The organism is Paenibacillus sp. EB106-05-06-XG162 (assembly GCF_058791655.1).
In genome coordinates this window covers 1,255,025-1,280,856 of record NZ_JBYTDT010000001.1, presented here as the reverse complement: position 1 = coordinate 1,280,856, position 25,832 = coordinate 1,255,025, and the positions used below count along the sequence as shown (strand labels likewise).

Annotated in this window: 20 protein-coding genes; 2 read left to right on the top strand and 18 right to left on the bottom strand. The window is 46.7% G+C overall.

The genetic code is table 11. From position 1 onward, the window contains the following. Positions 1-8: 8 nt before the first annotated feature. Together AC3WU2_RS05590 and AC3WU2_RS05585 are read right to left on the bottom strand one after the other, a co-directional pair. Positions 9-1,124: a response regulator gene (locus AC3WU2_RS05590; protein WP_492452041.1), complete on the bottom strand. Its 1,116-nt coding sequence runs from the start codon at positions 1,122-1,124 to the stop codon at positions 9-11. Between the two features lie 32 nt (positions 1,125-1,156). Continuing rightward, entirely contained in the window at positions 1,157-4,264 is a 3,108-nt protein-coding gene (locus AC3WU2_RS05585; protein WP_492452039.1) for a hybrid sensor histidine kinase/response regulator, read from the bottom strand. Positions 4,265-4,559: 295 nt separating this feature from the next. Here AC3WU2_RS05585 and AC3WU2_RS05580 point away from each other — a divergent pair, with 295 nt between their 5' ends. Continuing rightward, positions 4,560-5,072, top strand: coding sequence for a MepB family protein (locus AC3WU2_RS05580; RefSeq protein WP_492452037.1), 513 nt, complete (start codon positions 4,560-4,562; stop codon positions 5,070-5,072). 77 nt (positions 5,073-5,149) lie between these two features. Here AC3WU2_RS05580 and AC3WU2_RS05575 read toward each other — a convergent pair whose 3' ends face one another. The 6 genes from AC3WU2_RS05575 to AC3WU2_RS05550 all read right to left on the bottom strand — a co-directional run bounded on the left by AC3WU2_RS05575 (position 5,150) and on the right by AC3WU2_RS05550 (position 12,456). Beyond that, a complete protein-coding gene (locus tag AC3WU2_RS05575) occupies positions 5,150-6,049 on the bottom strand; it encodes an SDR family oxidoreductase (protein WP_492452035.1) in 900 nt (299 codons plus the stop codon). Between the two features lie 204 nt (positions 6,050-6,253). Beyond that, the gene (locus tag AC3WU2_RS05570; protein WP_492452033.1) at positions 6,254-6,514 is read right to left on the bottom strand and encodes a CPCC family cysteine-rich protein; all 261 of its coding nucleotides are present in this window, start codon (positions 6,512-6,514) and stop codon (positions 6,254-6,256) included. A gap of 17 nt (positions 6,515-6,531) precedes the next feature. Beyond that, a complete protein-coding gene (locus tag AC3WU2_RS05565) occupies positions 6,532-8,703 on the bottom strand; it encodes a PrsW family glutamic-type intramembrane protease (protein ID WP_492452031.1) in 2,172 nt (723 codons plus the stop codon). A gap of 260 nt (positions 8,704-8,963) precedes the next feature. Further along, positions 8,964-10,325, bottom strand: coding sequence for a VWA domain-containing protein (locus AC3WU2_RS05560; RefSeq protein WP_492452029.1), 1,362 nt, complete (start codon positions 10,323-10,325; stop codon positions 8,964-8,966). 140 nt (positions 10,326-10,465) lie between these two features. Beyond that, entirely contained in the window at positions 10,466-10,861 is a 396-nt protein-coding gene (locus AC3WU2_RS05555) for a hypothetical protein (protein ID WP_492452027.1), read from the bottom strand. A gap of 416 nt (positions 10,862-11,277) precedes the next feature. Then, the gene (locus AC3WU2_RS05550) at positions 11,278-12,456 is read right to left on the bottom strand and encodes a NupC/NupG family nucleoside CNT transporter (RefSeq protein ID WP_492452025.1); all 1,179 of its coding nucleotides are present in this window, start codon (positions 12,454-12,456) and stop codon (positions 11,278-11,280) included. A gap of 329 nt (positions 12,457-12,785) precedes the next feature. Between AC3WU2_RS05550 and AC3WU2_RS05545 the strand changes: the two genes are divergently transcribed. Continuing rightward, positions 12,786-13,814, top strand: a complete 1,029-nt coding sequence (locus tag AC3WU2_RS05545) for an FUSC family protein (protein ID WP_492452023.1) — start codon at positions 12,786-12,788, stop codon at positions 13,812-13,814. On the opposite strand, the gene AC3WU2_RS05540 is transcribed toward AC3WU2_RS05545, so the two are convergent. The 10 genes from AC3WU2_RS05540 to AC3WU2_RS05495 form a co-directional block, all read right to left on the bottom strand. Next, complete coding sequence (locus AC3WU2_RS05540; RefSeq protein WP_492452021.1) at positions 13,784-14,413, bottom strand: nucleotidyltransferase family protein; 630 nt, start codon at positions 14,411-14,413, stop codon at positions 13,784-13,786. The genes AC3WU2_RS05545 and AC3WU2_RS05540 overlap by 31 nt on opposite strands. Continuing rightward, positions 14,403-15,449, bottom strand: coding sequence for an XdhC family protein (locus AC3WU2_RS05535; protein WP_492452019.1), 1,047 nt, complete (start codon positions 15,447-15,449; stop codon positions 14,403-14,405). The genes AC3WU2_RS05540 and AC3WU2_RS05535 overlap by 11 nt, the downstream gene beginning before the upstream one ends. A 15-nt stretch (positions 15,450-15,464) precedes the next feature. Further along, complete coding sequence (locus AC3WU2_RS05530) at positions 15,465-15,965, bottom strand: (2Fe-2S)-binding protein (RefSeq protein WP_492452017.1); 501 nt, start codon at positions 15,963-15,965, stop codon at positions 15,465-15,467. A gap of 3 nt (positions 15,966-15,968) precedes the next feature. Beyond that, positions 15,969-16,802: an FAD binding domain-containing protein gene (locus AC3WU2_RS05525; RefSeq protein WP_492452015.1), complete on the bottom strand. Its 834-nt coding sequence runs from the start codon at positions 16,800-16,802 to the stop codon at positions 15,969-15,971. Beyond that, on the bottom strand, positions 16,789-19,116 hold the full coding sequence (locus tag AC3WU2_RS05520; protein ID WP_492452013.1) for a xanthine dehydrogenase family protein molybdopterin-binding subunit: 2,328 nt from the start codon (positions 19,114-19,116) through the stop codon (positions 16,789-16,791). The genes AC3WU2_RS05525 and AC3WU2_RS05520 overlap by 14 nt, the downstream gene beginning before the upstream one ends. A 184-nt stretch (positions 19,117-19,300) precedes the next feature. Next, positions 19,301-20,008, bottom strand: a complete 708-nt coding sequence (locus AC3WU2_RS05515; protein ID WP_492452011.1) for a hypothetical protein — start codon at positions 20,006-20,008, stop codon at positions 19,301-19,303. A 92-nt stretch (positions 20,009-20,100) separates the two neighbouring features. After that, the gene (locus AC3WU2_RS05510) at positions 20,101-21,696 is read right to left on the bottom strand and encodes an FAD-dependent oxidoreductase (protein ID WP_492452009.1); all 1,596 of its coding nucleotides are present in this window, start codon (positions 21,694-21,696) and stop codon (positions 20,101-20,103) included. Positions 21,697-21,909: 213 nt separating this feature from the next. Next, positions 21,910-22,584, bottom strand: coding sequence for a hypothetical protein (locus AC3WU2_RS05505; RefSeq protein WP_492452007.1), 675 nt, complete (start codon positions 22,582-22,584; stop codon positions 21,910-21,912). Positions 22,585-22,600: 16 nt separating this feature from the next. Next, the gene (locus tag AC3WU2_RS05500; RefSeq protein ID WP_492452203.1) at positions 22,601-23,737 is read right to left on the bottom strand and encodes a glycoside hydrolase family 88 protein; all 1,137 of its coding nucleotides are present in this window, start codon (positions 23,735-23,737) and stop codon (positions 22,601-22,603) included. Then, on the bottom strand, positions 23,727-25,826 hold the full coding sequence (locus AC3WU2_RS05495) for a hypothetical protein (protein WP_492452005.1): 2,100 nt from the start codon (positions 25,824-25,826) through the stop codon (positions 23,727-23,729). The genes AC3WU2_RS05500 and AC3WU2_RS05495 overlap by 11 nt, the downstream gene beginning before the upstream one ends. Positions 25,827-25,832: the final 6 nt, after the last annotated feature.

The following is a 25,832-nucleotide window of genomic DNA, read 5'->3' as shown; positions in this document are numbered from 1 at the left end:
TCTCTCTATCACGAACTTGAAATGGCAACGTAAAGTGACTGGATCTCCGCTGAGGGAGCAATACCGAACTCCTCCTCTAACTTTCTAGCATATTGCTCATAATGGCGAAGAAACGGACCCTTCTCCCCAAGTTCCAGATACAAGCGGAGCAATACAGCATTCATCTCTTCATCGAGCTGCGCCTGCATTAAGTATGCACGAAGGATATCCTTTAGCGCCGCGTTATCCTTTCTCGCACGGTAATAAGCGATTAACATTCGCGTCAACCCCGTGTACTGCAGCGCGAGCTCTGCCGCGGCTCCTGTACTCCAGACATAATCCTTGCCCCCGAAGAGCTGACCGCGATACTTTTTGAAGTAACTTTCCCCTTCACCTACATTGCAATTGTCGAAGGCAGTCGTTCTCTGCATGAAATGCCGTAAGCTCTCGATATCGGAAAATTCCGCCGCAATCCGCAGATGATATCCTTCATTCATGCTGATCAGCTCTACGCTGATTCCAGCATCCTTCAATGCCTTTTTCAAGCGGTGGATCGTATGGTGCACATTATGGGCGGCCCGCTCTTCGGACAGATCCGGCCACAACAAGTCGGCTAACTGCCACTTGCTCACATAACGATTCGGATAAATCAGGAAATATGCGAATAGCTCTTCCGTCTTACGCGTTGGCCAACTCATCACATTCCCATTCGCACCCCTCGTCTCAAATGTGCCCAGGCATCGAACGACCGGATCCTCTTGCGCTGGTCGCCGCGACCGCAAAGCTTGATGCTTGGCAAGTCTGGCATATACACGCTCGATATCATCTGGGAGAACGGGTTTGAGCAAGTAATCGACCGCACGGATGCGAAAAGCATCCACGGCATAGTCCGGATATGCTGTCGTAAACACGATGGGGAGCTCCTCATCTATCGCTATAAGTCGCTCTGCCAGCTCCATCCCGCCCATTCGCGGCATCTCGATATCGAGGAAAACCGCATCCGGCTTGATGACATCGAACTGAACGAGCGCTTCAGCCGGACTTGTGAACGCCCCTACCATCACCAGCTGCGGATGCTGGCGGACAAGCCTCTCCATTAAATCAAGAATTGGCTGCTCGTCTTCTACGATCATCACGCGAATCATGCGCTCATCTCCTCTCACGTTCTGTCTACAACCTATCTCTCCGATTCCTCATGATTTCTAGGTAAATGGATAATAACACGGGTTCCCTGGCCCAAAGCCGATTCCAGCGTTAGGCGAGCCCCCTGGATCGACAATAACCGTTTGCGGGCATTCGCTACGCCGATCCCTTCGGTTGTACCCTCTCCTGCATTTAGTCGTACCAGCATTTCTTGAGTCATGCCGACCCCGTCATCGGTAATGTCGCAGCAGATGTATTCGTCGCTTTCAGAAATAGATAACATAACTTGCCCCGGACCTTCCTTATCGAACAAGCCGTGGCGAATCGCATTCTCGACAAAAGGCTGAATCGATAGCGACGGAATCATCTCGTTCTTCAATGCCGGATCAACGGCCATCTTAAATTCCAACCGCTCTCCGAACCGCGCTTTCTCCACTTCCACATAGGCTTGGATTAACTCCAGCTCGGTTCCGATCGGGATGTGGAGTGAGAGATAATCACGCCGAAATACGAACCGCAAATAGCGGGTAAGCATGGACAATAGATAGGCGGCTTTCTCTCCGTCGGTATAGCAAAAAGAGATAATGCTGCTAATCGCGTTATATAGGAAATGCGGTTTAATCTGAGCTTGCAGAAAAGCGAGTTCATTCTTCAATGCCTGCTCCATCGACGTCTTCATCGATAACAACGTGCGTACTCTCGCAGCCAGCGTCTTTGCATCAAAGGGCTTTGCAATGAAATCATTCCCTCCGGCCTGGAAGCATAGGTCAATATCATGCTTCGAGTTGTTCACTGTCGCGAACAGGATCGGCAGCTCCACCGGAGAGCGCGTCTCCCGGATTATTCGGCATAACTCAATCCCCGAGACTTCCGGCATCATCACATCCAGAATCATCAGATCAATCTTCGGCTTTGATTCTAGCTTGCCGATCGCTTCCTTAGCAGAGAAGGCCGTCAACACGTTGTATTCCTCGCTTAATAAATTGAGCAGTACCCGAACGTTAGCCGCTTCATCGTCCACAATGAGTACCGTCTGCCCATGCTGCGGATCGACTATATCCAGATGTCCTGACTGCAAAGACTCTCGCCGTTTCATAGGCGCAAGCTCGGACTCGCTCCCCATTGCCTCGGCAAGTTCCACCAAGGGGAGTCTGAACGTCATGCGAGTCCCTTCCCCCGGCGTTGAACGTTCGACATAGATTGCACCATGCATTCGCTCGATGAGCTGACGACTGATGTATAGGCCGAGTCCCATCCCCGTATAACCGTCCTGCGACCATGTTTGTCCCGCCTGCTCGAAGTAGCCGAAGACCGCCTCCTGGCTTTCAATGGGGATACCTGTCCCCGTATCTTCTACCGACACGGACAAATCATCTCCCATCTTCCCGGCAGACACCTCAATCCAACCGCTCTGGGTATGCTTTATGGCATTGTGGATCAGGTTATACAGCACTTGCCACACTCTGTTCTCATCCCCGCGAACCAGAGACCGAGGAGCGATCCGATTCACCCATTGCACATCCTTGCCCATCAGCTCGAACTCGAGCACCTGGAACACGGTCTCCGCGATGACCCGCACATCCATCACCGACTCCTGCAGCCGCAAATCACCATTCTTCATCTGAACGACGTCCACCAGATCATTCACGAGCGTCGATAGCTTGGTCGTGCTGTCGCGAATCAGCGTTATTTCTTTACGCTGCCTGCTCGTTAATGCGCCCGCCTTTTCCTCGAGGAGATAAGAGGCCATATTCTGAATGCCATGCAGCGGCGTCTTCAGTTCATGCGAAGTATTCGCCAGAAATTCATTCTTGAGCTGATCCCTTAGCAGCAGCTGCTCTGTTAGCTTCTCGGTCTGTTCCGTAGCCTGCGCAAGACGGAATGCAAGCAAGGTGTTCATGAAGGCAATGACGGACAAGAAGAAGATTCTTCGTCCCACATCCGTCTCCAGCAGTCCCAAGGAGTAGAGTACTCCGAGGACCATGATCATCACAATCGATATCATGACCCCGCCGAGCATCGCGACTTCTTTGCGATTCAATTGCTCGCCATCCTGCTTTATAAACAGACGAACCGTGCGGTAGAAATAAAATATAACCAACAGCAGCACGTAATCCCACGGAATGTTGCCAAGCTGCTGGTAGACGGAGTACGGCAGAACAAGCACCGCAGCCAAATAGATTGCAATCGGCGTAATCCAATAGAGAAGATGCTTCCGTGATATTAATTTCTTATCCAAGTGATGCAAGAAAAAAGCTAGTACAGCATAGCATGAGAATCCGCCTAGATCATAGACCTTGGATGCGAATTCAAAAGGTAACTGCGGCCAAAGCTGCAGCAGCAGTTTCTCCCCCATCATCGATAGCATCAACAGCAAGGTCAAGAAGAATATCCCGCTGTACAAATAGGCCTTGTCTTTGAACCGCATGACATAGATGCTCATGTGATACCCGCCGAACAAGAGCAGGATGAAGATTCCCGACAATTCGGTCCCGTATAACACGTGACTCATCCGCAGCATATCCTTCTGAAGCCCGAACTGGATGTCGTCTACGCCGCCCCCATTCCAATATGTATAATTGGACACTTGGAGCGTTAGGACCATTTCCGATCCGCCAGCGCTCACAATCGTCGTGTATGGCGTGTTTCCCGGTCGGTAAGACAATTCATCGCCCGCTGGCGTTCCGCTCTCTCCACGGACATAGCCATCCACGAATAACCGATGAGCGGTCAAAATATTGTTCACCCGAATCCCATACATTTCATTCGGATCATTCAACTTGATAGTCAGACGATAGGTGCCGGAACCAATTCCATAATCCTCCTCAATCGGGGCGCGTCCCCCGAACCATGCGCTTGGAATCTCGATAAATCGATCCGGCTTAACGGCATGGCCCTTTAGCTCCTCAGGAGAAAGTAGCCGCCCGCGGTAATATTCCCATTGTCCATTTAACGAGATAAATCCATTCGTGCCGAAATCCCAATGACTCAAATCTAGCACGCCTTGTACCGCTACAGGCGCATTCCTATTCGGTATTGTATAGGAATAGATGCCAAGTAGAACAAGGAACGATAGGATCGGGATCAGCGTCCATCCCACGATCCGATTCATCGTCTTATACCCGCTCCGCAAATGCTTCACCACCGTTCCACCGACCTATCGGTGACATCAGTATCGTGCACACCGCTCCCAGAATCCTCCCAAATGATCTTAAAGAGCCCCAAGTTCTCCCTGCTAAGTCCTAGTAATTCGCTCATACTTGCCCCCAACCTATCGTCGTCTATTTATGTCTTATTCTATTATAGTTGCCGAGTTTATACCTGACATCAAAGAACAATCATATATCGGTTGTAGAATGAGTTTTGACGACTTTTTAAGATTAGCCTATTCTATTTAAGAAGTATTATTTCGTAGTATAAAAATGAGGAGTACAACAATGAATAATTTTTATAGGGCGTTAACATATGTAAATGAATTTTTTTATGAGCCTAATCACTTAAAAATAAATTCCATCCGAGAAGAAACTCAAAATTCAGAATATGGAGCTGGAATATTTCAGCTAAATTCTAAATTAGTTAGATTTAGAGTTGCAAAAATAACACCTACTAAGATTGGACAGTTTGTTGCCTTTTGGGAAAAAGATTTTGATAATAAGAACCAAGCATTTTCATATGAAAACGCTACTGATTTATTGGTTATTAATACCTTTGCTAATAACAATCATGATTTTGGACAATTCATTTTCCCAAAAGAACTTCTTGTAAAACAAAATATCCTTAAAACAGCTACTTCGAAAGGGAAAATGGCAATAAGAGTTTACCCTAGTTGGGATACCCCGACTAGTAAACATGCTATAGCAACACAAAAATGGCAATTACCATATTTTGTTGCTGTGAACAATATAAATAGCTTACAAATACAAGAACTACTAAAACTATATTTCAACTAAAAAGGGGGGGCTGTATTAATTCCCACTTTGAGTAAAGGAGATGCCCCCTCTCCGTCGTTAAATAAATATCCGATTCTTCACGTTTCCGTCATGATACCGCCATTAACATGTAGTACTTGCCCCGTTACAAAGGAAGCATCATCCGAGGCCAAATAAATGTAGGTGGGTGCAAGCTCGAATGGCTGTCCGGCGCGTTTCATAGGTGTTTCCAAACCAAATGTTTTTACATATTCGGCAGAATAACTTGATACGATAAGCGGGGTCCAAATCGGGCCTGGTGCCACAGCGTTGACTCTAATGCCTTTGCTAACAAGTTGAAGTGACAATGAACGAGTGAAGGATACAATCGCGCCCTTTGTGGAGGAATAATCGACAAGGAGAGGGGCGCCCGCATAGGCGGTTACGGATGCCGTCGAAATAATCGAACTTCCTGGCTTCAAGTGTGGGAGTGCTGCTTTTGTCATATAGAAATGCGGAAAAATATTGGTGCGATAAGTATTTTCAAGCTGCTCATTTGAAATGTTCAATATGCTTTCCTGAGGGAACTGAACGCCTTGATTCAATACGAGAACGTCAAGAGTGCCATAGCACTCCAATGTCCTTCCTACCACTTCCTCAGAAAAAGCAGGATCCCTTAAATCTCCTTCGATTAGCAGGCAGCGACGCCCGTAATACTCCACCCTGCGTTTAGTCTCTTCCGCATCCACGCGTTCATACAAGTAGGCTATCGCTACATCCGCACCTTCTTTGGCGAAGCCAATCGCGATTGCACGACCGATACCGCTATCCCCTCCAGTGATGATGGCTATTTTCCCAGCCAATTTCCCGCTTCCCTGGTATGCGGGATTGTCGGATATCGGTAACAGGTTCATTAAATACTCTAGACCGGGCTGAACGTTCTGATGTTGCGGCGGAAAAGTAATAGGCACCTGCCTGCAGCGCATTTCATAATTGTAATATGGATAATATGGAATCATTGCGAATCCTCCTTATCATTCGTTGCATAAGCAGGATATTCGCCTAATTTCCAACTTGTTACATAGTCTCCGATTTCAGCGACCAAAACCTGCGAGGAAACGAAGATAACAAAAAACAGGTCAGTCATGGTGGTATCTGTCCATAATCGACCTGTTCAATGTAACGGAATAGCGATACTTAGGGTATAAGATTCAAGAGGACATCTATTCTACATTATTTTCCGGCAATTCTTCTTCTAGCGGTTCTCTTACCATACTTTTGTATTGGGGCTTGCAAACACCGAATAGTTTGTAATTCTCCCTTGCTTGATTCAATGAGATATGGTTTGCTCCTATGCTTATATCGGGCTTAGCATGAGCCACAGCATCAAACTGCCAAAAACATACATCACAAATCTCTACAACAACCTCATCTTCGCTTTCTATAGTGAAATTATCACAACAAGGACATTGTAATCTCTTCATTTTTTCCTCTTCCTCCCTCACTTAGGGGGGGCATATAGTTTTATTTGTTCTTCCCAATATTCAAGCCCATTTGTTGGTTTATAATAAGTTGATATCCCACCATATTTGTTTATTATTCCAAATTCGTTAGTAGCTGTATCATATCTAAAATATGTGCCTTGTAATGAATCAAAAGATTTTGTTGTTGGAGTCGGGGACTTTTCAAGAAAATTTCTTGCACCATTTAGATATTGAGTTTCAGTCGTATAACCAAAGTCATCTTTATGATCGGTAAAGTGTCCTGTCAGAGTACTCCTGCCATTGCCTCTTGTAAAATCAGAATCGGCATTCCTTGTACCTGCATAAGGCTTACCAGAATAATCCGTCCCCTCATCGGCTTTATCCTTATTCGGCGTATCGTCATCCGGTTTATTGGGATCGTCCGGATGATCACCCGACCCTTTGACGTCATTCTTCGGAGGTTTCGGTTTATCCGGGACGTGGATATCCGGCTTCCGGGAACCGAGCTTATCCAGAATCATACGTACATAGTGACGCCCTCTACTCCCCAGCCATGTTAGCACTTTACCAAACGGGATTCGGTTAAGTGCAATGTTTATAGCGACGGAAAGCGCATTTTCGGGAGTCAGCAGCTTCTTCGGATCACGGATATAGCCGGCAATCTCATGCCCACTCCCGGCGATTCCCATCCCCGTCGTTACGATACCAAAAGCCGGCCAGAATCCGACGAACAGCAGTGACAAGGCAAGGGCTCCAAGCAGGATCGCGCCCTGTTCATACCAATCCAGCCGATCCCACCAATCTTGCAGCGAATCGAACATGCAGGCGAAACATGCCGGTTCCCCTCCGCTCGTATGTGCCCCTATGCCTGCGAACAGACCGGCCACGAGAAGAATTATAGCGAGTCCGGTTAACGCCTGGCAAAAAGCTTTTACCCGAGCATCGATAGGCTCCTGTCTTCTGGCCGCTTCGTCATTTCCATAAAGCATATGAAATCCAAGCTCCCTGCGCTCCCGGTAAAATCCGAGCCAATAGATGAATTTTCCCCGGTCCTGACAAAAAGAGCGGATCATATTCCACAGCTCGGTAAATGGATTAAGAAACGGCTCATTCGGCAGTGACGGAAGGCGGATTCGTATTTTGTTCAGCGACCAGTAGTCGGCAAAAATCGATGCGACCAGCATCAGCAGGAAGGCCGGCTGAGTTTTATATCCGCTGCCGGTCCACTCATGAAGCCGGAACACCCAACCCGGCAACTGGTGTTGGCCGTTATAAGCCGCGTGATCTAGGATGGACCACAGCAAAATGATTACCGGGAACAGAAAAACCCATTTCGTCAGTCTTCTTCGCAGCCGGTAGGCTATTCCGCACGCAAGCGCGATCATAGCGGTATGTACGGGATGACCGACGGCCATTAGCGTCGGAAACAAACTTTCTTCGAAACGTCCGGGAAACAGCGAGAAAAAGTCCCAATGGATCGTTTCGCCGCCCAGCCATGTATAGCTGTAGCCGAACTTTTCCGCAAGAGCGCCGGAACTCATCCACCTTCGAGACAACTCCTCCATCAGTTGGAAGCCTACGCCCGTTGCCGCGCCGATAAGCGTGTAATCACTCAAGCTCAAAGCGGACGCTCGACGCGAGAACAACAGGAATATGCCTAGCGGAAGTAGCTTCCATAATTCTTCGAAAATTGGCGTGATCACGGCAATGGACCAAGTGTCGGATGTTTTTCCGCCGAAAAGCATGTGGAGAGCATTGACCGTAAGCGTCGTGAACGGTACGACTAGAAAAACGCCAGCCAATACGAACAGAACGATCGGCTTCCACGGCATCGTTTTGCTGCGGCACAGAAACCAAAATTGAAGCAGCACATAAAACGACCATAAATATTGAACCACCATGGTACGCGATTCTTTAACGAAAAACAAGCTTAAAACAAACATGATTAGCGACAACCAGGAATAAATCGTATACATCGTTTTAATAAACGGATATTTCTTAATCCATGCTTGGCAAGTTCGGTGGATGGCCTCAAGAAAATCCCGAATTCCAGTTCGAATGGACCAGATCGTATTTATTACGGTCGCCTCCTTTAAAAGCCGATCTTGTTCGAGCGGGACGTCTCCCTTGACTCCGATCAGAAAACCATGGTTACCGATCGATCGAAGCGGAGGTTTAAAGAGTAACAACCCGCAACGCAACCTACTTCTCGCGAGATATTTGTATTATAGACGTTCTTACAAAATGTGGTAAAGGGCTATGGTCTCAAATCTTGATGATTTTGTCGATAAAAAACCGGGAAACTTCGGAACTATGAGCGAGAATGAATACGAAAAAGGAGACAACCCCAACAACAAATCGGGGTTGTCTCCGCTTAGAAAGACATATCCGTAACGCGTTAACACCAAAATATCAGCAGCCTCTACTGCTTGCAAGCCTCTGCCGCTAATTATTTTTTCTTATTCTTCAAATCATCGATATTCTTATCGCCTTCATCCTTGATATCGTCATAAACCTGATTTCCACTTTTAGTGACTTCGTTATACAAACGCCTCCCGGTATCACGAGCATAAGTCCATGCGATATTCTTACGTTCTGTAATCTGTGTCCTCACGTGAGGGATAGCATTTCCGTTTTTAGATTCTAGATACTTAAGGGCTGCTAACAGATTATCATATTCTTTGTTCGCTAGAATTTGCATATCCATTTCTGTAATATTGATAGCTCCCTGCTTCTGTTCTTTTTGTGTATTTGCCTGTCCTTCTCCTTTTTCTTTCCATGTCGTCCATTCGCCTTGTAATTTGGCATACGCTTTATTGATATATTTTTTTAGTGATTCGTCATTATCTACAGAAGTGAACTCTCCACCACCAGATGTAGCAACTTGTCGAAGCAATTTCTGTCCCTCGTTATCCACATTAAAGCCAATAATATTTACAACTGTCTTCACTTTGGATTGGTTGAGTTCTTTGGCAATCTGTACTGGATTACCTCCACATGTTTCAATTCCATCACTTACCACGTATACGACCGAATCGGTTGTCTCAGGATTAATATCTTGTTTTACGGATTTTAGGGCATTCGCAATTGGTGTCCATCCTGCTGGTTCTATATCTTGAAGTACTGTTTTTATTTGATTGGTCTGCGCACCTTGACCATGAAAGATTTCTTCTGTACTGCTACAGGATGCTTTTTTATCTTTCTGACTGCTTGTTCCTTTATGTCCATACACCCGCAAAGATACCTCTGCATTTTCGGGTAATTTATCTGCGAAGATCTGAATAGCTTCTTTGGCAGAGTCCATTTTTGATTTGCCATTGATCTGCGCTTTCATGCTGCCACTGGCATCAAGTAGGATCGAAATGTGTAACTTCCTACTTGTGGGTAATGTGATGTTACCATTAGGTCGCTCATTATTCACTTTAACTTCTGTTTCAAAATTATTGAAAGTGGTCATATAAGAGCGATAGTCTTCAGCCAATAAGAGGAGTAGTTCTTCCTCATATTGATCAGCTGTCATATCGCTTGGTAATTGGTCCAGAGCCTCTTGAACTTTCTGTTCATCAAAGTTAGAGCCAGCAAAACGTCCTGGAGGTTTCATTAATATTTGTTCATCTGTTAAGGGAGTCTGAGGATTAGTTCGAATTGAATCGGATGGGTTCTGAATGTTTGAGGTATTTTTTTCCGGTTCATTGCTTTGATTTGAATTTGTTGGGTTCTGAACTTTTGAGGTATTCTTTTCCGGTTCATTACTACAACCAGCAAGGAATATGATTAACGTTACAAATATGAAAATAGACCTTCGAATCATCAACTTACCTCCAATTTATATTCTTCTGGTGACGGTTCGCCACTGCCATCTCTAAGGTATGAAACATTGGGTGCAGGTATGAACCCATTTATACGCAGATTGACCGAATAGGGCATCAAGCTTTTCCGAGGATATAGCTGTTAATCAGGCTGATACGAGCAGACTAAATCTGCCGATTTCCATTCGTATCGAAGCATTAATTCGTTTCCGCTTCGGTCGGCGGTCATAATGAATGGCTCCGCTTTGGGCTCGTGCAAAATAACCCGAATATCATTCCCATTCTTCTCGTATTCCCCGAACCATATTTGGGTAAAGTTCCCTGTCGTTTCATGAACGGATAAAGGGTCCCTATCGGAAGTAGGATTTTCAAGAAATTTCATCCCGGTAAAGCAAGCTGACGATTGGGAACCGGCGGCAAGCTTCCAGTTCCCCTCTATTTTCAACTCTTTAGCTTCCGTTTCTTTTGCATGATTACAACCAACCAGCAAGGAAACGGCAAATAATGCAGCGATCGTTCCCACTACTGTACTTTTCATCAATAACCCTCCTCTTCAATTCAATCCATTGAGCATTAATGTAATTATATGTCAAGATTTAACTGATGGCAGTATCTTAAACTCATTTAATTTTAGAAATCCTTCACTTTATAGAGTGCCTTGTTACAGTTTTCAAAAAAAAAGCCGTGCAGGGGGGGTTCTCCCCAGTGCACTGCTTCCTCTTTCATGCTATGCCAATCCCCATACGCCGGAGGATTCTTCTCTGCTGCTCCAAGTTCTTTACAGATTCCGTGGCCTTCGTTCATCAACTCGGGACTCGGCAGGATTCACTTTATGTTACGCCCTGGTATGTCGCTCGTCTGGTCTCCAACCAGTACTTTTGTGCTTCTGGACACGCAGATGAGAAAAGGCTGCCATATGGCAGCCTTAAGCATACGGAGTAAACATGTTCCCATTTACAGGAACAATCCCGCTATTGTAGCGGACAATACACTGACCATCGTTGCTCCGTAAAGTAGTTTGAGACCAAAACGGGCCACCACATTTCCCTGCTTCTCATGTAGTCCCTTCACAGCGCCGGCAATAATGCCGATGGACGAGAAGTTGGCGAACGATACAAGGAACACCGATACGATGCCAATCGTACGTGCGGAGAAGGCGGTATGCTTGCCGAGATCTAGCATCGCCACGAATTCATTGGATACCATTTTCGTCGCCATGATGCTTCCCGCCTCCACCGCTTCCCTCCATGGTACCCCCATGACGAAAGCGAATGGCGCACAGAGATAACCGAGAAAGCCCTGGAAGGATATACCGAAAATGCCAGTAAAGATGCCGTTAATCAGCGCGATCAGCGCAACGAAGCCGACCAGCATTGCTGCGACGATGACGGCTACCTTGAACCCATCCATAATGTATTCGCCCAGCATCTCAAAGAACGACTGCTTCTCTTCATCCTGTACTACCAGAATATCCTCTTCTCTCGAAACAGTATACGGGTTAATGATCGAAGCGATTATAAAGCCCCCGAATAAGTTAAGCACAAGCGCGGTAACAACAAACTTCGGATTAATCATTTGCATGTATGCGCCGACAATCGACATTGAAACCGTGGACATGGCGGAAGCGCAGAGCGTATAAAGACGATGCTTCGGCAGCATGCCGATTTGCTTTTTGACGGAAATGAATACTTCCGATTGCCCCAGAATTGCGGATGCGACCGCGTTATAGGACTCCAGCTTGCCCATTCCGTTGATTTTGCTGAGAACCAGGCCGATATATTTAATAATGAAAGGCAAGATCATCGTATACTGCAGAATCCCGATGAGAGCGGATATAAAAATAATCGGGAGCAGAACCGACAGAAAGAAGGTCATTTGACCTTGATTGACAAGACCCCCAAACACAAAGTTAACGCCTTCTCCTGCATAGGATAGCAGCTTCTCGAATATCGAAGCGAAACCTCCGATGAGGAGCTCACCGACGACGGTATGCAGTAAGGCAAATGCAAGCAGCACCTGCAGGACGAACATGAAGAAAAGCGGCCTGTAACGGATATTCCGGCGATGGCTGCTTACCGCATACGTCAGGCCGAACACGACTAGCACTCCTAGAATAGCGATTAAATATCTCATGATGATGTGTATTCCTCCACTGTGAATGTATTGTAAGTATTCCTTTCTTAAGCACTTACAACTCACTTAAAAGAAAAAAATAAAAACCATCGAAATTACTTCAATGGTTTTCTCAATTTCCTATAGTTACAAGAATTGTTCAATTTCATCCTTCCCATTCCAATAAGCCTTTTCCTCACCGTCTGCACCGGTTAAATCTTTAGGACTTAGACCTGCTGCTTTTCTTAATGCCATATATTCTTCAGGTTTGGGGCAATATATACCAAGTCGGATACGTCAACGAATCCATGGTAATTAACGAGAACGATGATAAAGCGGGGTTAAGTAAGTTGAATAATAAGATTATGGATTTCATCAATAATCATGGAGCGATATGGAAAATCCCATTCGCTTCAGCACTGTCATGGGAGATTGCCAAATGGGCAGGATCCACTCATCCCTATTTAGCGCCTCTAACCGTTATCCTGACCATTCAGGTTACCGTCAGCAAATCCATCCAATATGCATGGCAGCGCATTGTCGGTACGATTGTCGGCGTATTACTTGCTGCAAGTATAATGCCTTATATCGGCTTAAACGGGTGGACCATCGGTCTTATGCTGTTGCTTGGGTCCGTGATTGTGGTGCTGTTCAAATGGGAGCATGTCGTGATAGTCCAGGTGGCTCTCAGCGTTTTATTGGTGATGTACTTTCAAAGCAAAATGCCCAGCTATCCGCTAGACCGCATTCGCGATACCATCATCGGTGCTGCTGTTGCCATTCTGATTCATTTGCTAATATTTCCTCCTAATTCCATCAATAAGGCCACGCAAAAGATGATTCATTTCGCGGATCATTTAACTAAGCATTTCTATATTGCTGCACAATGGGTCGAGCATGGGTGCTCCTCAACTGACGCTCAGTCCTTAAAACAAGCATTGCAAACCTTATTCCAAGAGCTTCATCAAGCGACAACCGAATTGGATAAGGCGAATCAAAGTTTACGTCTCAACCCGCTTGCTCACAATAAACGTAACACGTTGAATAAATTGACCCAACATATGAATCAGCTTCGGCTAGGCTATGCAAATCTTTCAGATATGATACGAGTTTTTATACAATGGTCCGACAGCAGATCTTTTTCAACAGAGAATCAACAAATTTGGACTGAGCATTTGAACACGTTGGGAATGCTTGTAAAGGAATGGAAGACCATATTGAATAACGTGGATAAAAGCACCTTTAAACCGAACGCGAACGCACTGCAATTAAAAACACCTTCTCATTTAGCGAATGATCAGTACCCGCTTGCTTTATATATGAACGCCGAACAAATCATTCAAGATTTCTATAATCCCATTTTGTCCAGTAACAACTGATAATCTTCCCGTGTATCGACATCCATGAACAAGTCCGGATTCTTGAAATCCATGCAAATTCCCGATGGATCCTTACGAATCAGACTTCTTGCGCCCTGATCGCCTTGTAATTGCATGAGATCCGTAAACTTTCGATGATCAAATAGTACAGGCGGTCTCGCCAAACCTTCGAAACAGGCGGCTGCGTAATGAATGTTTTGTTGTAGCAGGCCTGTATCATACTGTCCAATCAGTTCATCGATCAATTCCTTCGTAATTAAAGGTTGGTCTGCGAGTAAAATCATGACAGCCGTCGCTTTCATCGAATTAGCAGCCTGGATTCCGCACCGAAGGGAGGCTGCTTGCCCCAAATGAGCTTCAGGGCAGGATATAACGGACCATTTACGATGGATTGGATCTTCGAAGAATGAACGATCCATCCAATCCGGCCGAGCATCACTGGATATGATCCATACGTGCTCCAGCCGAGAATCCATGGCCGCAGCCAACGCATAATTTCCCAAGCACATCGAACCCAGTTGTAGTCGGAGTTTATCCGAGCCCATTCGAGTGCTCTGACCAGCTGCTAAATAGATGCCATGGATGCGACTAGGGTTCATAGGCAATCGCTTCTCTCGTCCTATTTATGCGATACGTATCGATTAACTCTGCGAGAATGCTCACTGCGATTTCCACGGGTCCTACCGCCCCAATCGCGATGCCTACAGGTGCATGCAAATTCTCCGGAATCGGACCCTCTTCGAGTAAGCGTTGCGTTCGATGCTTCGAACCCAGAACGCCAATATAACAAAGTTGCCGCTCTGAAAGTAAACGAATCAGCTGCTGGTCTCTCCGAAAATGATGCGTCATCACAATGGCATAATCGTAAGAAGTAAAATGGATCCTACTTACCGTCTCCTCGGGAAACCCTAACAGAAACGTATCCGCATCGGGAAAATAACGTCGATCGCAAAGCACGGGTCTCCAATCGGAGACGATCACAGAGAATCCGGCATCAGTCGCAAATGCGGCCAGCGGTCTAGCATCTTGACCCGCTCCAAAAATCAACAAACGCGGTTTAGGGTAATACGTATGAACGAAAACATTCGCTTGCAAGGAGGGGACGGTCTTCATACCGCTTTTTCGTGATTCGCCGGACGATGTTAAATCCAATAGAGCCTCTGGAAATCCTCCCTTCCATTCTCCATATACCTGGCGATCCCCGGTCACGAAGGCATAATCGGCTACCGATCCCTCTGAGCTGATATTTTTGATGATCTTGACCTCCATTTGCCGATCCAGATCATCCTTTAACGAACATAAATGATCCATTAATACGTTATCTACGGGTTCTATCGTCACATGAATAACGCCGCCACACCCTGATTCTTCTCCCCAGGACAGCAGGTCCGAGGATTGCATGTCGTACACAAATCCGCAAGATCTGCCTGATTCCAATATTTCCGGTATGCGTGCTGCTAGATCCGTCTCCAAGCAACCTGCACTTAGCAGCCCAATTTGTGAGCCGTCTTCTAGAAACAGCATGGAAGCTCCTTCTTTAAGGTAGGCACTCCCTTCTACATGCGTAATCGTTGCAAGCACGCTTCGTTGGCTATTACATCGAATAGCTTCTAGGATACGATGAATTTCTTCCAACTATGCCCTCCTCCTTCAACTCCCTTGGGATGTAGGTTTCGCTGCGTTATTCGACGTAAAAACGGACATCACGGCTTTATGAATTTCCTCGTACGATGTGCACCTGCAAATATTGGATTCTAGCCATATCCCGATCGTTTCTTCATTCGCATCAGGATGTGCATTCAACAAACCATGACAATTCACAATAAATCCGGGTGTGCAATAACCGCATTGGAACGCTTGTTGTTGAACGAAGGCTTGCATGACAGGCGAATGGGTCAAACCTTCGATCGTTGTTATGTGCTGTCCATTGGCTTCCACGGCAAGCATGATACACGATTTGATCGGCACCCCATTGACTAATATCGTACAAGTTCCACAGTCGCCATTGTCGCAGCCGGTTTTACTTCCTGTCAGACCGAGACTTTCGCGAAGAACATATAATAGGGTATCCGCAGCCCGAACTTGAATCGTTCTCCATTCGCCGTTCACTTGCAATCCGATCGAATATTGAGAGATATCGTAGGATGGCATGCCTCACCTTCCTTCCAACAGGGATAAGGTCTCAATCAGCGTATGTTTCAGCACAAATTTCCGATAAGCGGCAGATCCTTCCGTATTCGTCAGTACCGGAGCAGGAAGCTTATCGATTGCCTGATCTACTTTAGCTTCTATAGATAACACGGGATCGTTCAACACTTGCTCCATCTCGATGGAGCGAAAAGGAAACGCGCAAACACCGCTGTACGCTGTTCGTATCTGATGATCTTTCTTAATTGCAGCCAATGTGACAAGCGGATAGCCAACGTTGCCGATCTGACGTTTTTTAACATGAACGTAAGGTAGCGCTAAATATTCGCGGTCTGTAATCATTTGTACAAGAAATTCTCCATTTTCCAATCTCATTTGTTGTACGAATACGTGATGAATCGGAACCTCTCTCATCCCTTTTAGACCCGCTATAAGCATTCGACTGTTCGAGAGCAGCAGCGGGAGTACGGCCTCTCTATAGTAAATTCTGCCGCAAATGTTCCCCCCGAACGTAATTTTATTACGTGCCGTTTGGTCGGCGACACCTTGTGCAGTTTCACTGAGCAGTGGAAACAGATTTACTGCGGTTAACATCGATAACGGTACGCAAGATCCAATAACGAGATGATTGTTCTGGTATTGAATGATGTTGCACTCCGATATGGACTTCAAATCAATCACGGCTCCCGGACGAATGGCGTTCATTCGGGCCCATGTAATGATCTCTGTCCCACCGGAAAAATACATCGGGTTTTTCCCTTGCGCATACAGTTGTCGGAATAATTCCACAGCCTCAGGAATGGAAGAAGGTTTATAATATTCAAAATTAAACGGAATCATGAACCATCCTCCAAATCATTTCCGGTGTTAATGGCAGGTGATTCAGTTCCACACCGATCGCATTCGTTAAGCTATTCGCCAGTGCCGCAGGCATACCAATCAATCCATGCTCACCGAGACCGCGCAATCCATAAGGAGCTTCGAGATTTGGCGTTTCGACGAATTCAACCAGATACTCCGGCTGCCCACCATATCGAATTAGCTTATAGGTACGAAGCTGAGGATTTAATATTTTTCCGTTAGGGTCGAACTGAAACGCTTCCCTGCTGGCGAAACTCAGCCCCATACTCATGGCCCCTGTAATCTGGCTCCGGGCGAATTCTGGATTAATCACTTTGCCGGCATCAATCACCGACGCTGCTGTAACGATTCTGTACGTGTACTCCCTTGTATTTAATTCAACTTCAACCGCTTGTGCGCCCACGGTCCAATCGGGACCCGGCGTTCCTTTGCCGGTTTCAGGGTCCAGCTGCGTTAAATGTTGCATCGTGTAGCTCCCGCGACCGATCACCTGACCACCGATGGTGTTGCCGTTCGGATACATGTATCCATTAGCGATTTTGATAATTTCGATCCCGATATCGGGACGGTGAATAAAGTAAACCCTCCCCCCACCGACATCCAGCTCGGTTGGTGGGTAACCGAGCACAATCGAAGCAATCTCTTTCAGCTGCTTTATCGCATCATCGGCCGCCCTCAGAACGGCATTACCAACTAAGAAAGTGCTGCGGCTCGCCACGGTTTTCCAATGCTGGGGATCCGATTCGGTATTCACGTCAGTTGAAATTTGGACCATCTGCTCATCCATACACAACCGTTCGGCTAACATTTGCGTAAGCGCCGTCCTCGTCCCTTGACCGATCTCCACTGCACCGCAGAGTAAAGTAACGCTTCCGTCGGCATTATACATCACAATGGCTCCCGACCCAGCATTTGTTGGCGTATTCGAATTCTTCCAGAAACAGCATACGCCTTTTGCCCTGATGAGATGGCCATGGATTTCAACCTTTGATGGTTCGTCCCAACGGATTAATGTTTTCAGCTTCGTTATACACATGGACAGATCACCTAGATTGCTACGATTCAGCTGCGTTTGCGTCGGACTTGTATCCCCTGGTTGAATCGCATTCAGGATACGAAACGCGAGGGGATCCATTTGCACTTTTTTCGCTAAGATATCCATTGCTCGTTCAATTGCTAGCGTCATCTCCGGGTGGCCGAACCCCCGAAATGAAGTAGAATAAGGATGATTCGTATACATGCATAAAGAGTCGCAATGAACGTTATCGATGCGATAAGGACCCGTGCAATCGGTCGCTCCTGCTCGGCTCATAATGGCTCCACGATCTGAATAGGCTCCACCATCATATAGAAATAAAATGTCCGCGGCTTCAATTTTCCCTTCCCGGGTACAGCCTAGCTTGACTCTTGCATCTAACCCGATATGTACTGGCGAAGAGATCATATCCAGCTCCCTGGAATTTACGATATTTACAGCTCTTCCTCCAACAGCTCTCGAAGCCAATACGGCCAGGAATTCCATCTGGATCGCGGATTTGCCCCCGAAGCTTCCTCCGAGGAGAGGCGTATGAACGATGACTTTATGAAGCGGGATATGAAGAAAGGAACTGATCGCTCTTCGGATGACATAAGGTGACTGCGAAGTGGAATGGATGATTACTTTGCCATCGGGTACAATCTCTGCTCTGCTGCTCCTTAATTCCATCGCGGCATGATCCGATTGAGGTATAGTAACATGAACTTCAATCTTATGGTCGCTGCGCTTCCATCCTTCCTCCATATTTCCTTTACGTATTTTGGTTCGGTTCGCGACGTTCGTCCTCGCTTCTGGAATGGCCTCTTCGGTCCGTTTATACATAGCAAGGTGTTCATGAATGATGGGTGCATTTTTCTGATAGGCTTCAGTTGGAGAGTTTACGACAGGCAAAGGATCATATTCCACTTGGATGCTTAGAGCTGCCATCTCTGCTATGTGTTCCTGTTCCGCGACAACGAGGGCGACCGGCTCTCCATAGTACCTCACTTTATCGATGGCAATTGGCGGTCGGTCTTCAAGTGGAGAACCCGTCAAGACCGGATAATACTGTCCGGTGATGATCGCTCGTACGCCCGGAAATTTCCAGGCCTCAGACAAATCAATCGATTTGATAATGGCGTGAGCATAGGGGCTGACGGCAATTTTGGCATGTAAAAGCCCTGGGTTAGAGGCATCATCCACATATTTGGCTCTCCCTGTAACCTTTTCCCACGTTTCCTTTCTCGGAACACTTTTACCAACCGCCTGACCGTTCATAATCCCCCTCCTTTCCATAGCTATATATATGGAAAATGGATTGTCCGTATTAACGAAATCAATCTTATATAAACTCTTATGATGACGGTCCGGAAAGTGTTTCGTTAAAACAAAAAAGCCGCGATTTCCGCGACTATAAACTCTAAATTACAATGCTAATCCATCTCCCGAGAGAACTGCGCATTTACATTCCTGCCGCTGCTTTAATTTGCTGTCTTTGAGTCATGATTACCTCTTTCAATCTTTCTGTTCCGAATGCACCTGCTGTAAAGGCGTTCGCTTTCGGATAATAGACCATCCGGAAGGATGTTCCATCCTGAAGGTGCACGCGCAGGAAAATGCCAGCTTCATGCTTTGTTTTCTTATAGACCGCATCGAAACCTATATGAGATAAAGGCAGCAACTCTTGAATAAATTCTGATGCCGCATTCGCGCTGAAATCGCCGATTGGACTGCCGTCCTCGGCGCTTTCTAGACTCACTTTCTCAACTCTTCCGCTGATATCCAAATAATCACCCATTGTTGCCGCATTTGGATTATCATTTACTTGATAAATCTTGTTGTCGGCTATGACCCTGAACTCCGACTTGTAACCTTTCATGGCATAAATACCGGTACCGATCGGAAGGAATGCCGCATCCCCGTTCTTGTCCACATGGCCCGTACAAGCATTCTCATTCAACATATAGGAGACTTCACCTACCTTGTCTCCGCGTTGCTCAACTGTTACTTCCTTCGTTCCATCGTCGTTGTAATAATATTTAATGTTATTAATCATCAGGAAATCAACCCACTCGATGATCTCCACGCATGGTGCCTTTGTACAGCCAGCCGCAGTCAGCATAATAAGAAGTACGAACAAAGCCTGACCCATTCGCTTAACCCATTTCATTGTCCATCACCTCAACCCAAAAATTGGTACGAACGGAGGCAGCTTCTCGTCCGTAAAGAGAACAAGAACCTACCTTCGGCATGAATCTATGATTATGGCAGCTCTATATCATCGGGCCAATGGATTTGTATGCCTTGCTCCTGGATCATCCTTTGAAATGCTTGCATGTGCTTGAAGTCTTTTCTTATATCATGGGGTTGAATTTGATTTTTGAATGCATAAGAAACGATATAACCGACGCTTTCGCCAATATTCCATTCCGTCGGATGAAGTCGATAACAACCGTTCGCGATTTGCGTCGTTCCAATATTTTTACAAGCGGGGAGCACATTTTTCATACGAATTGGAAGTAATGCACCCAGTGGAATTTCATAGGGATATGAAGGGATGTATAGACTCCGATGGGATATTGTTGTCATATGCAAATCCAGATAATAGTGTCCGACGCCTACACTATCGTCATACGTGCGAATACCTTGCTGTCCACGAATTTCCTTGCTCACATCATGCTCCGTAATCGTATATAAAGCCTTGATACGTCTCGATTCGCGAATGTATGGATGTTTGGCGAATCCATCCTCCGTTCCGAGCACGTCCTTACGCAAACGAAGCCCGGGATATCCCTTTCCTCCATCTAAGCGTGGCGCCTCGGTCTGCAGCCAGTACAATAAAGATAAGCTTAATTGACGCGCCCCTTCCAAATGTTTGCTGCGTTCATGCTCGGATACACCGTAAATGGCGCCCAGATGATAATCGTTCTGCGGCCAATTAATCAAGGAAATGTCACTTGGAAATAATTGGTTCTTAAATAGGGATTTATCGATAATACGGCGATAATTGAATAAGGACTCCCACCACTGGCCTAGTTTGCCTTTAAAAAGTGCGTACTCTTTGATGGTACCGTTCTTGCTGATCTCAGGTACGAGCCAGCCGAGCAGTGGCAAATTCTCATAATTCTGTGGTACATATTGACGCCAGAAATCATATTGTTTGGGCTTGTCTATCGTAAAGTTGCCGCCTTCCACGTAATCCACGGCAAATACGTGTGTAATCGACTGCATATCTAATGGATCCGCTACTTCTGCAGCATGCGGCTCTCCTGTCTGTACTTTCGATTCGGCTCCCATCACATGCTCGATCCCGGCCAAAGGCAGCAAATCTCCGCATTCGGTCGCATCCGCAAAAAAAGTGCCTTGGAGCGTAGCTTCCTCAAAACTATGATGTTGCCGAACCTTTACACATGTAACGAGATCGCCATCTGTTACAGCATCGACGACGCGATATTGATATAAGATCGTAATGCGGCCGCTGCTCGTATAAGGTGCAAGCATATCCTCAGTGACACGCAGTGCTACCTTAGGTTCATGGCAGAGTCGACTAACCCATCCATTGCCCGGATTTAACACTTCGTTCTGGAACGCTTCGTCCGTCAAGGGATAATTCATTTTATAATAAGTCCTTACCCGGTTGCGGAATTCTTGATAGGTCCGTGTACAGCCAAATTTCTCAATCCAACGATGCTCATCCGGCGGAATCGCTTGACTGGTTAGCTGACCGCCAATCCAATCAGTTTCCTCCGTCATGATGACACTTAATCCTGATTTCGCTGCTGCAAGGGCTGCCATACAGCCCCCTAAACCTCCACCGATAACAACAAAATCTGCTTTTTGCGCGTTTTTAATTTTCATTGGTGAACATCCTTTCATGATTAATGTGTAAATCGTTCTATACTTTATAAACTCATAAAAGAAGAGAAAAGTTGAGTGAATTGTTAATAATTAAGGAAAAATTTAGAATTAATTAGAGTTGAAACTTGCGTATTATTTAAACGTTCAAGTAAAACAAAAAAAACCGCAATTATGCGGCTTTCAATGTCTATATATCCCGTCAAAAAAAGAATGTCATATGCTACCATTAATTCTCTCCATCCGCATCCATAGTAAATCTCTGCCCGCTTCATCTTTCCAAGACCTAAAATGCGGTTGCATCACTTCATGCCAATTTGCTGGTGTTTGCCGCGAATTAAGACATCCCTGACGTTTGTGTTCGCTAATAAAGCTTGGCAATTCATAATACGAGAAGATCAGCGTGCCGAACAATCCGATCATATAAGTCTCGTTGAAGCTTGATGCCTCTTCTTCCTGCTTTTGAAAGTGGTAATAGATATAACTTGCTGTCATTTCCGGTCGTAAACAAGCGATTGAGCCGATTCGCTCGTCAACTTGACGATGTTCTCTCCACGAGTCATAACGCTCAGGAATTCCATCATGAAAGATATCAATTAATGGTACCGCCAACCTGGACGTGTTGTTAAGCTCTAACGAGTTTAGCGGATCCGCTGGCCACAACTCCAACAATCGGCTGTAGTGAAGAGGCCACCGCCACTCTGTTTGGGCCGAAGAATGAGCGGTTTCCGCATAAATAAACACATATAATTGTGAGACAAAGATAGATACATCTGTTAGTCCCTGATCAGCCCAATCGCTTCGAAGTGATTCAATTTCTGCATTCACCGTGCGGCGGAACTCGCTTTCGGAGTCCCGCCGCAGCTGGGAATAATATAATAAACGCTTCATAGGAGGCAGCATCCCCTTACCAGAACGTGTCTTTCATCCCGCGCAGCTTGCCAATGGCTTCTGCAAAAAAATAATCGCCATAAATAATGGGCACGTTGACATGCGTTTCGCGGGGACTGTTGGCTGTACCGAACCGAAGAATCGCTTCTTCATTGGGATCATTCCAGGCCGAGCATTTGTCGTCCAGCTTCTGAAGCAGCTTCTCAGCCGCATTTCTGTACAAGGGAGCTTCACTTGGCGGCACTAATAAACTAAGCTCCAACATGCCGCTTGCCGCACAAGCGGAGGCCGTGGAATCCATGGCCATTCCTTCTTCCCAGGGCGCACGGAAATCCCATGGCGGCAGCCCATCCTCTGGAAGATTCGCGAGAAAAAAATGGGTCGAACGTTTTGCCGCATCGATATAACGGACATCACCGGTATAACGAGCGCTCAAAGCCATGCCATAAATGGCCCACGCAGTCCCCCGTGACCAGGCGGAATCTGGTGAATAGCCCTGTCCACCAAGTGCTTTCAGGCGTTCTCCCGTCTCTGGATCAAAGCAGACAATATGATGAGCTGATCCGTCAGCACGAAGAAATTCGCGCAGCGTGGTATCTGCGTGCAGTTTAGCGATATGGCGAAAACGCGGATCATTTGTTTCCTCACTGGCCCAGTACAACAAAGGCAAATTCATCATGCAATCGATAATCGCCCAACCGACGCGCTCCGGCTGATTCCAAGCCCGAATGAATTGGCCCATCGGGTTGAACCGACCTGCCAAGTGACTCGCTGCAGTCAAAGCCCTCCGCCTGGAATAATCGCTGCCAAGGAGTTTATATTGCGCAACAGAAGACGGGCTCCACATAAATCCTACGTCGTGATGGAGCGGGTAAAAGTCATGCAGAACCAGATCCATTTTCGCTTCCGTAAGCGCGGCAATTTCTCTTAAACGATCATTCTTGGTCTCACGATAAACCAGCCATAGAAGTCCGGGCCAGAAACCGTTTGTCCACCAATCCGCCTCCTCCCGATTATATTTGCCATGATACGAGGCGTATGGGAAGTCAGCACCGATCGACTCGCACATGTTCTCGACCTTTCTCTGAATCTTGCTCCAAGTCTGATCTAACCAAAGAAGACTAGACGACTCAGTCTGCGGCTCAATGTTCATCATCTCTACCCCCTTCTGGTCCGAAGCCATATTGTTCATTCGTCAGTGAAAAGTGCAATCTGACTTCCTGTTTATCCTTCCGCGTCCATTGTGCCAGCTGGTAATGACCATTCCGGTTCGGCATTCTTCCCGGCAGCAATTCTAGTTCAATATTTGTCTCCGCTTCATCCGCCCACACGGTATATGTAGCATGACTGTATTTCAGCGTAACTTTATTCCCCTCACAGGAGATCGACGATTGATCTGTCCCATTCGTCACCAACAGCGGAACCGTCACGCCAACTGCAGTCAACTCAGCTGCTTCAGCCGCATCAAACTTCCAGGTAACCGTTACTCCATCCACGCCTATTCGGTAATGTTCCTCAATACGCTCCGCACTGCCATTCCCCGGTCTCGGCAAAACATCGCTTACCGCCCGGCGGTATACTTCATTCACGTTGGCACCAGGCGTTTTTGGGTCCAGAAGGTAAGCCTTCGGTTGCGGATTTGCATCATAGGTTAAGGCAAAACTTAGATTGTTCTCTTGACCTTCAGGCTCCGATACCGATAATCCACATAACCACGACAGCTGTTCGGCATTCAGCGGTTGTCCCTCCGCATCCAATGCATGAAAAACTTCGTGCTGTCTTCGGCCGTAATTAGCCAACCTATGCCAAGTTCCATGTTCATCCCGCCATATTGGACCAATGGCTGCCGGAAAGAGCGGTGCGGGAATCGTCTGCTTCGGGCGATAAAATATCCAAGGAATCTCTCCCTCCAGACCAGCGATTCCGGTCGACAATGCCGTTTCTTCTGGGATCCCTGCCCGGTGCAGTCGAACAAAACCGGTTGCGTCCTGACCCATCTGGGCAGCGGTATCGATTGTCATATGATAGCCGCCCTGCATCAAACCGGTTGTTGCATAAATGCGATGGAATGAAGGCAAATGCAGCACAAATCCCCCAACATCGGCAGGGGCAGCTGTTTCTTCATTCGAATCATCTGCATCCAAATAACATGAAACGGCGATTTGCGCGGCATACAAGCTGTACGTTGAATGATAGGCATAAAACTCGTAACCCACACGATCCACGATCGGAAAGCGATTTTTGAATAATCGAAATTCAGTCGGATCCTCCACCCATCGAAGAATCGATTGATAGGCCAGATGCGCGGCACGTTTGAACGTTCCTGCCCACAACAATTCCCCATGCCGCAGGTAATATGCAGCTTCTCTCTCGCAAATATGCACGAAGGAGAGCTCATTCCACAGCAGCTGATTACTGCGACCGCCGCAGCTTGTGGCGCCGGTTGTCGATTGGGTGAACAGCATGGTTTTAGCACCCCGGTGGAGGAGAACCTTGAGCAGTTCAGAGGCTGCTCCCTCGTATCCAGCTTCCAGCACACCGCTTAACTGGTCTCTTGCGGCCAAATCATAGGCGGCTGGCAAATTCGGGTCTCGATAGAGCCCCTCCGACGTAAATCGGGTCAGCTGATACGGCAGGTACTTATCGATAAAAGCAGTGGAATCCGTCAGCCCAGCGCGAAACCTCATCATCTCTCCGTGCATCGCATACGTTGCCCAATTGCGAATTTGCCGAATATCCGGGAAATTCCGTTCGGTTTGTGAATAGGTAAGCTCCGGCTCAACCCGCTGCAAATTCGAGCGCCAGCAGTCTACTCTGTCAGGATCAGCAAGGCTGGACAATTGCTCATACCCCAGTACCAGCATATGAGATGTAAAGTCAGCATGATCGTCCGGCACCTGATTTGCGCCCAGACAATAACTGGCCCAATCCATCGCCTTCAGAATGAGTTCTTGCAAATCCCGGCATCGACCCGATTGAAGAAGTACTGCGCCTGCCTTGACAAAGGATGCCGTTGCATATTCATGTTCCTTACCGTCTGTCGGATCGAGAATGGCCCCTTGCTCATTCATATAGGGTAAAAAGGCGCGTACACGACCTTCGGCAAAATCCAAATAATGCTCTCTTCCTACCTTGGTTTGCTTTATTGGAACCTGTGTTTTGCGAGATGTAAAATTTTTAATCAGATCGGAAGTAGGGTCAGCTGCTGCGAGTTTATTCAAATATGAGGCATGTGCGTCCATCCGCTG

What these genes read in the sequence shown, in the direction of transcription:
- AC3WU2_RS05590 (WP_492452041.1), bottom strand. Translation starts at nt 1,124, where the DNA reads ATGATTCGCGTGATGATCGTAGAAGACGAGCAGCCAATTCTTGATTTA.
- AC3WU2_RS05580 (WP_492452037.1), top strand. Translation starts at nt 4,560, where the DNA reads ATGAATAATTTTTATAGGGCGTTAACATATGTAAATGAATTTTTTTAT.
- AC3WU2_RS05575 (WP_492452035.1), bottom strand. Translation starts at nt 6,049, where the DNA reads ATGATTCCATATTATCCATATTACAATTATGAAATGCGCTGCAGGCAG.
- AC3WU2_RS05570 (WP_492452033.1), bottom strand. Translation starts at nt 6,514, where the DNA reads ATGAAGAGATTACAATGTCCTTGTTGTGATAATTTCACTATAGAAAGC.
- AC3WU2_RS05560 (WP_492452029.1), bottom strand. Translation starts at nt 10,325, where the DNA reads ATGATTCGAAGGTCTATTTTCATATTTGTAACGTTAATCATATTCCTT.
- AC3WU2_RS05555 (WP_492452027.1), bottom strand. Translation starts at nt 10,861, where the DNA reads ATGAAAAGTACAGTAGTGGGAACGATCGCTGCATTATTTGCCGTTTCC.
- AC3WU2_RS05550 (WP_492452025.1), bottom strand. Translation starts at nt 12,456, where the DNA reads ATGAGATATTTAATCGCTATTCTAGGAGTGCTAGTCGTGTTCGGCCTG.
- AC3WU2_RS05540 (WP_492452021.1), bottom strand. Translation starts at nt 14,413, where the DNA reads ATGAACCCTAGTCGCATCCATGGCATCTATTTAGCAGCTGGTCAGAGC.
- AC3WU2_RS05530 (WP_492452017.1), bottom strand. Translation starts at nt 15,965, where the DNA reads ATGCCATCCTACGATATCTCTCAATATTCGATCGGATTGCAAGTGAAC.
- AC3WU2_RS05525 (WP_492452015.1), bottom strand. Translation starts at nt 16,802, where the DNA reads ATGATTCCGTTTAATTTTGAATATTATAAACCTTCTTCCATTCCTGAG.
- AC3WU2_RS05520 (WP_492452013.1), bottom strand. Translation starts at nt 19,116, where the DNA reads ATGAACGGTCAGGCGGTTGGTAAAAGTGTTCCGAGAAAGGAAACGTGG.
- AC3WU2_RS05515 (WP_492452011.1), bottom strand. Translation starts at nt 20,008, where the DNA reads ATGAAATGGGTTAAGCGAATGGGTCAGGCTTTGTTCGTACTTCTTATT.
- AC3WU2_RS05510 (WP_492452009.1), bottom strand. Translation starts at nt 21,696, where the DNA reads ATGAAAATTAAAAACGCGCAAAAAGCAGATTTTGTTGTTATCGGTGGA.
- AC3WU2_RS05505 (WP_492452007.1), bottom strand. Translation starts at nt 22,584, where the DNA reads ATGAAGCGTTTATTATATTATTCCCAGCTGCGGCGGGACTCCGAAAGC.
- AC3WU2_RS05500 (WP_492452203.1), bottom strand. Translation starts at nt 23,737, where the DNA reads ATGAACATTGAGCCGCAGACTGAGTCGTCTAGTCTTCTTTGGTTAGAT.
- AC3WU2_RS05495 (WP_492452005.1), bottom strand. Translation starts at nt 25,826, where the DNA reads ATGGACGCACATGCCTCATATTTGAATAAACTCGCAGCAGCTGACCCT.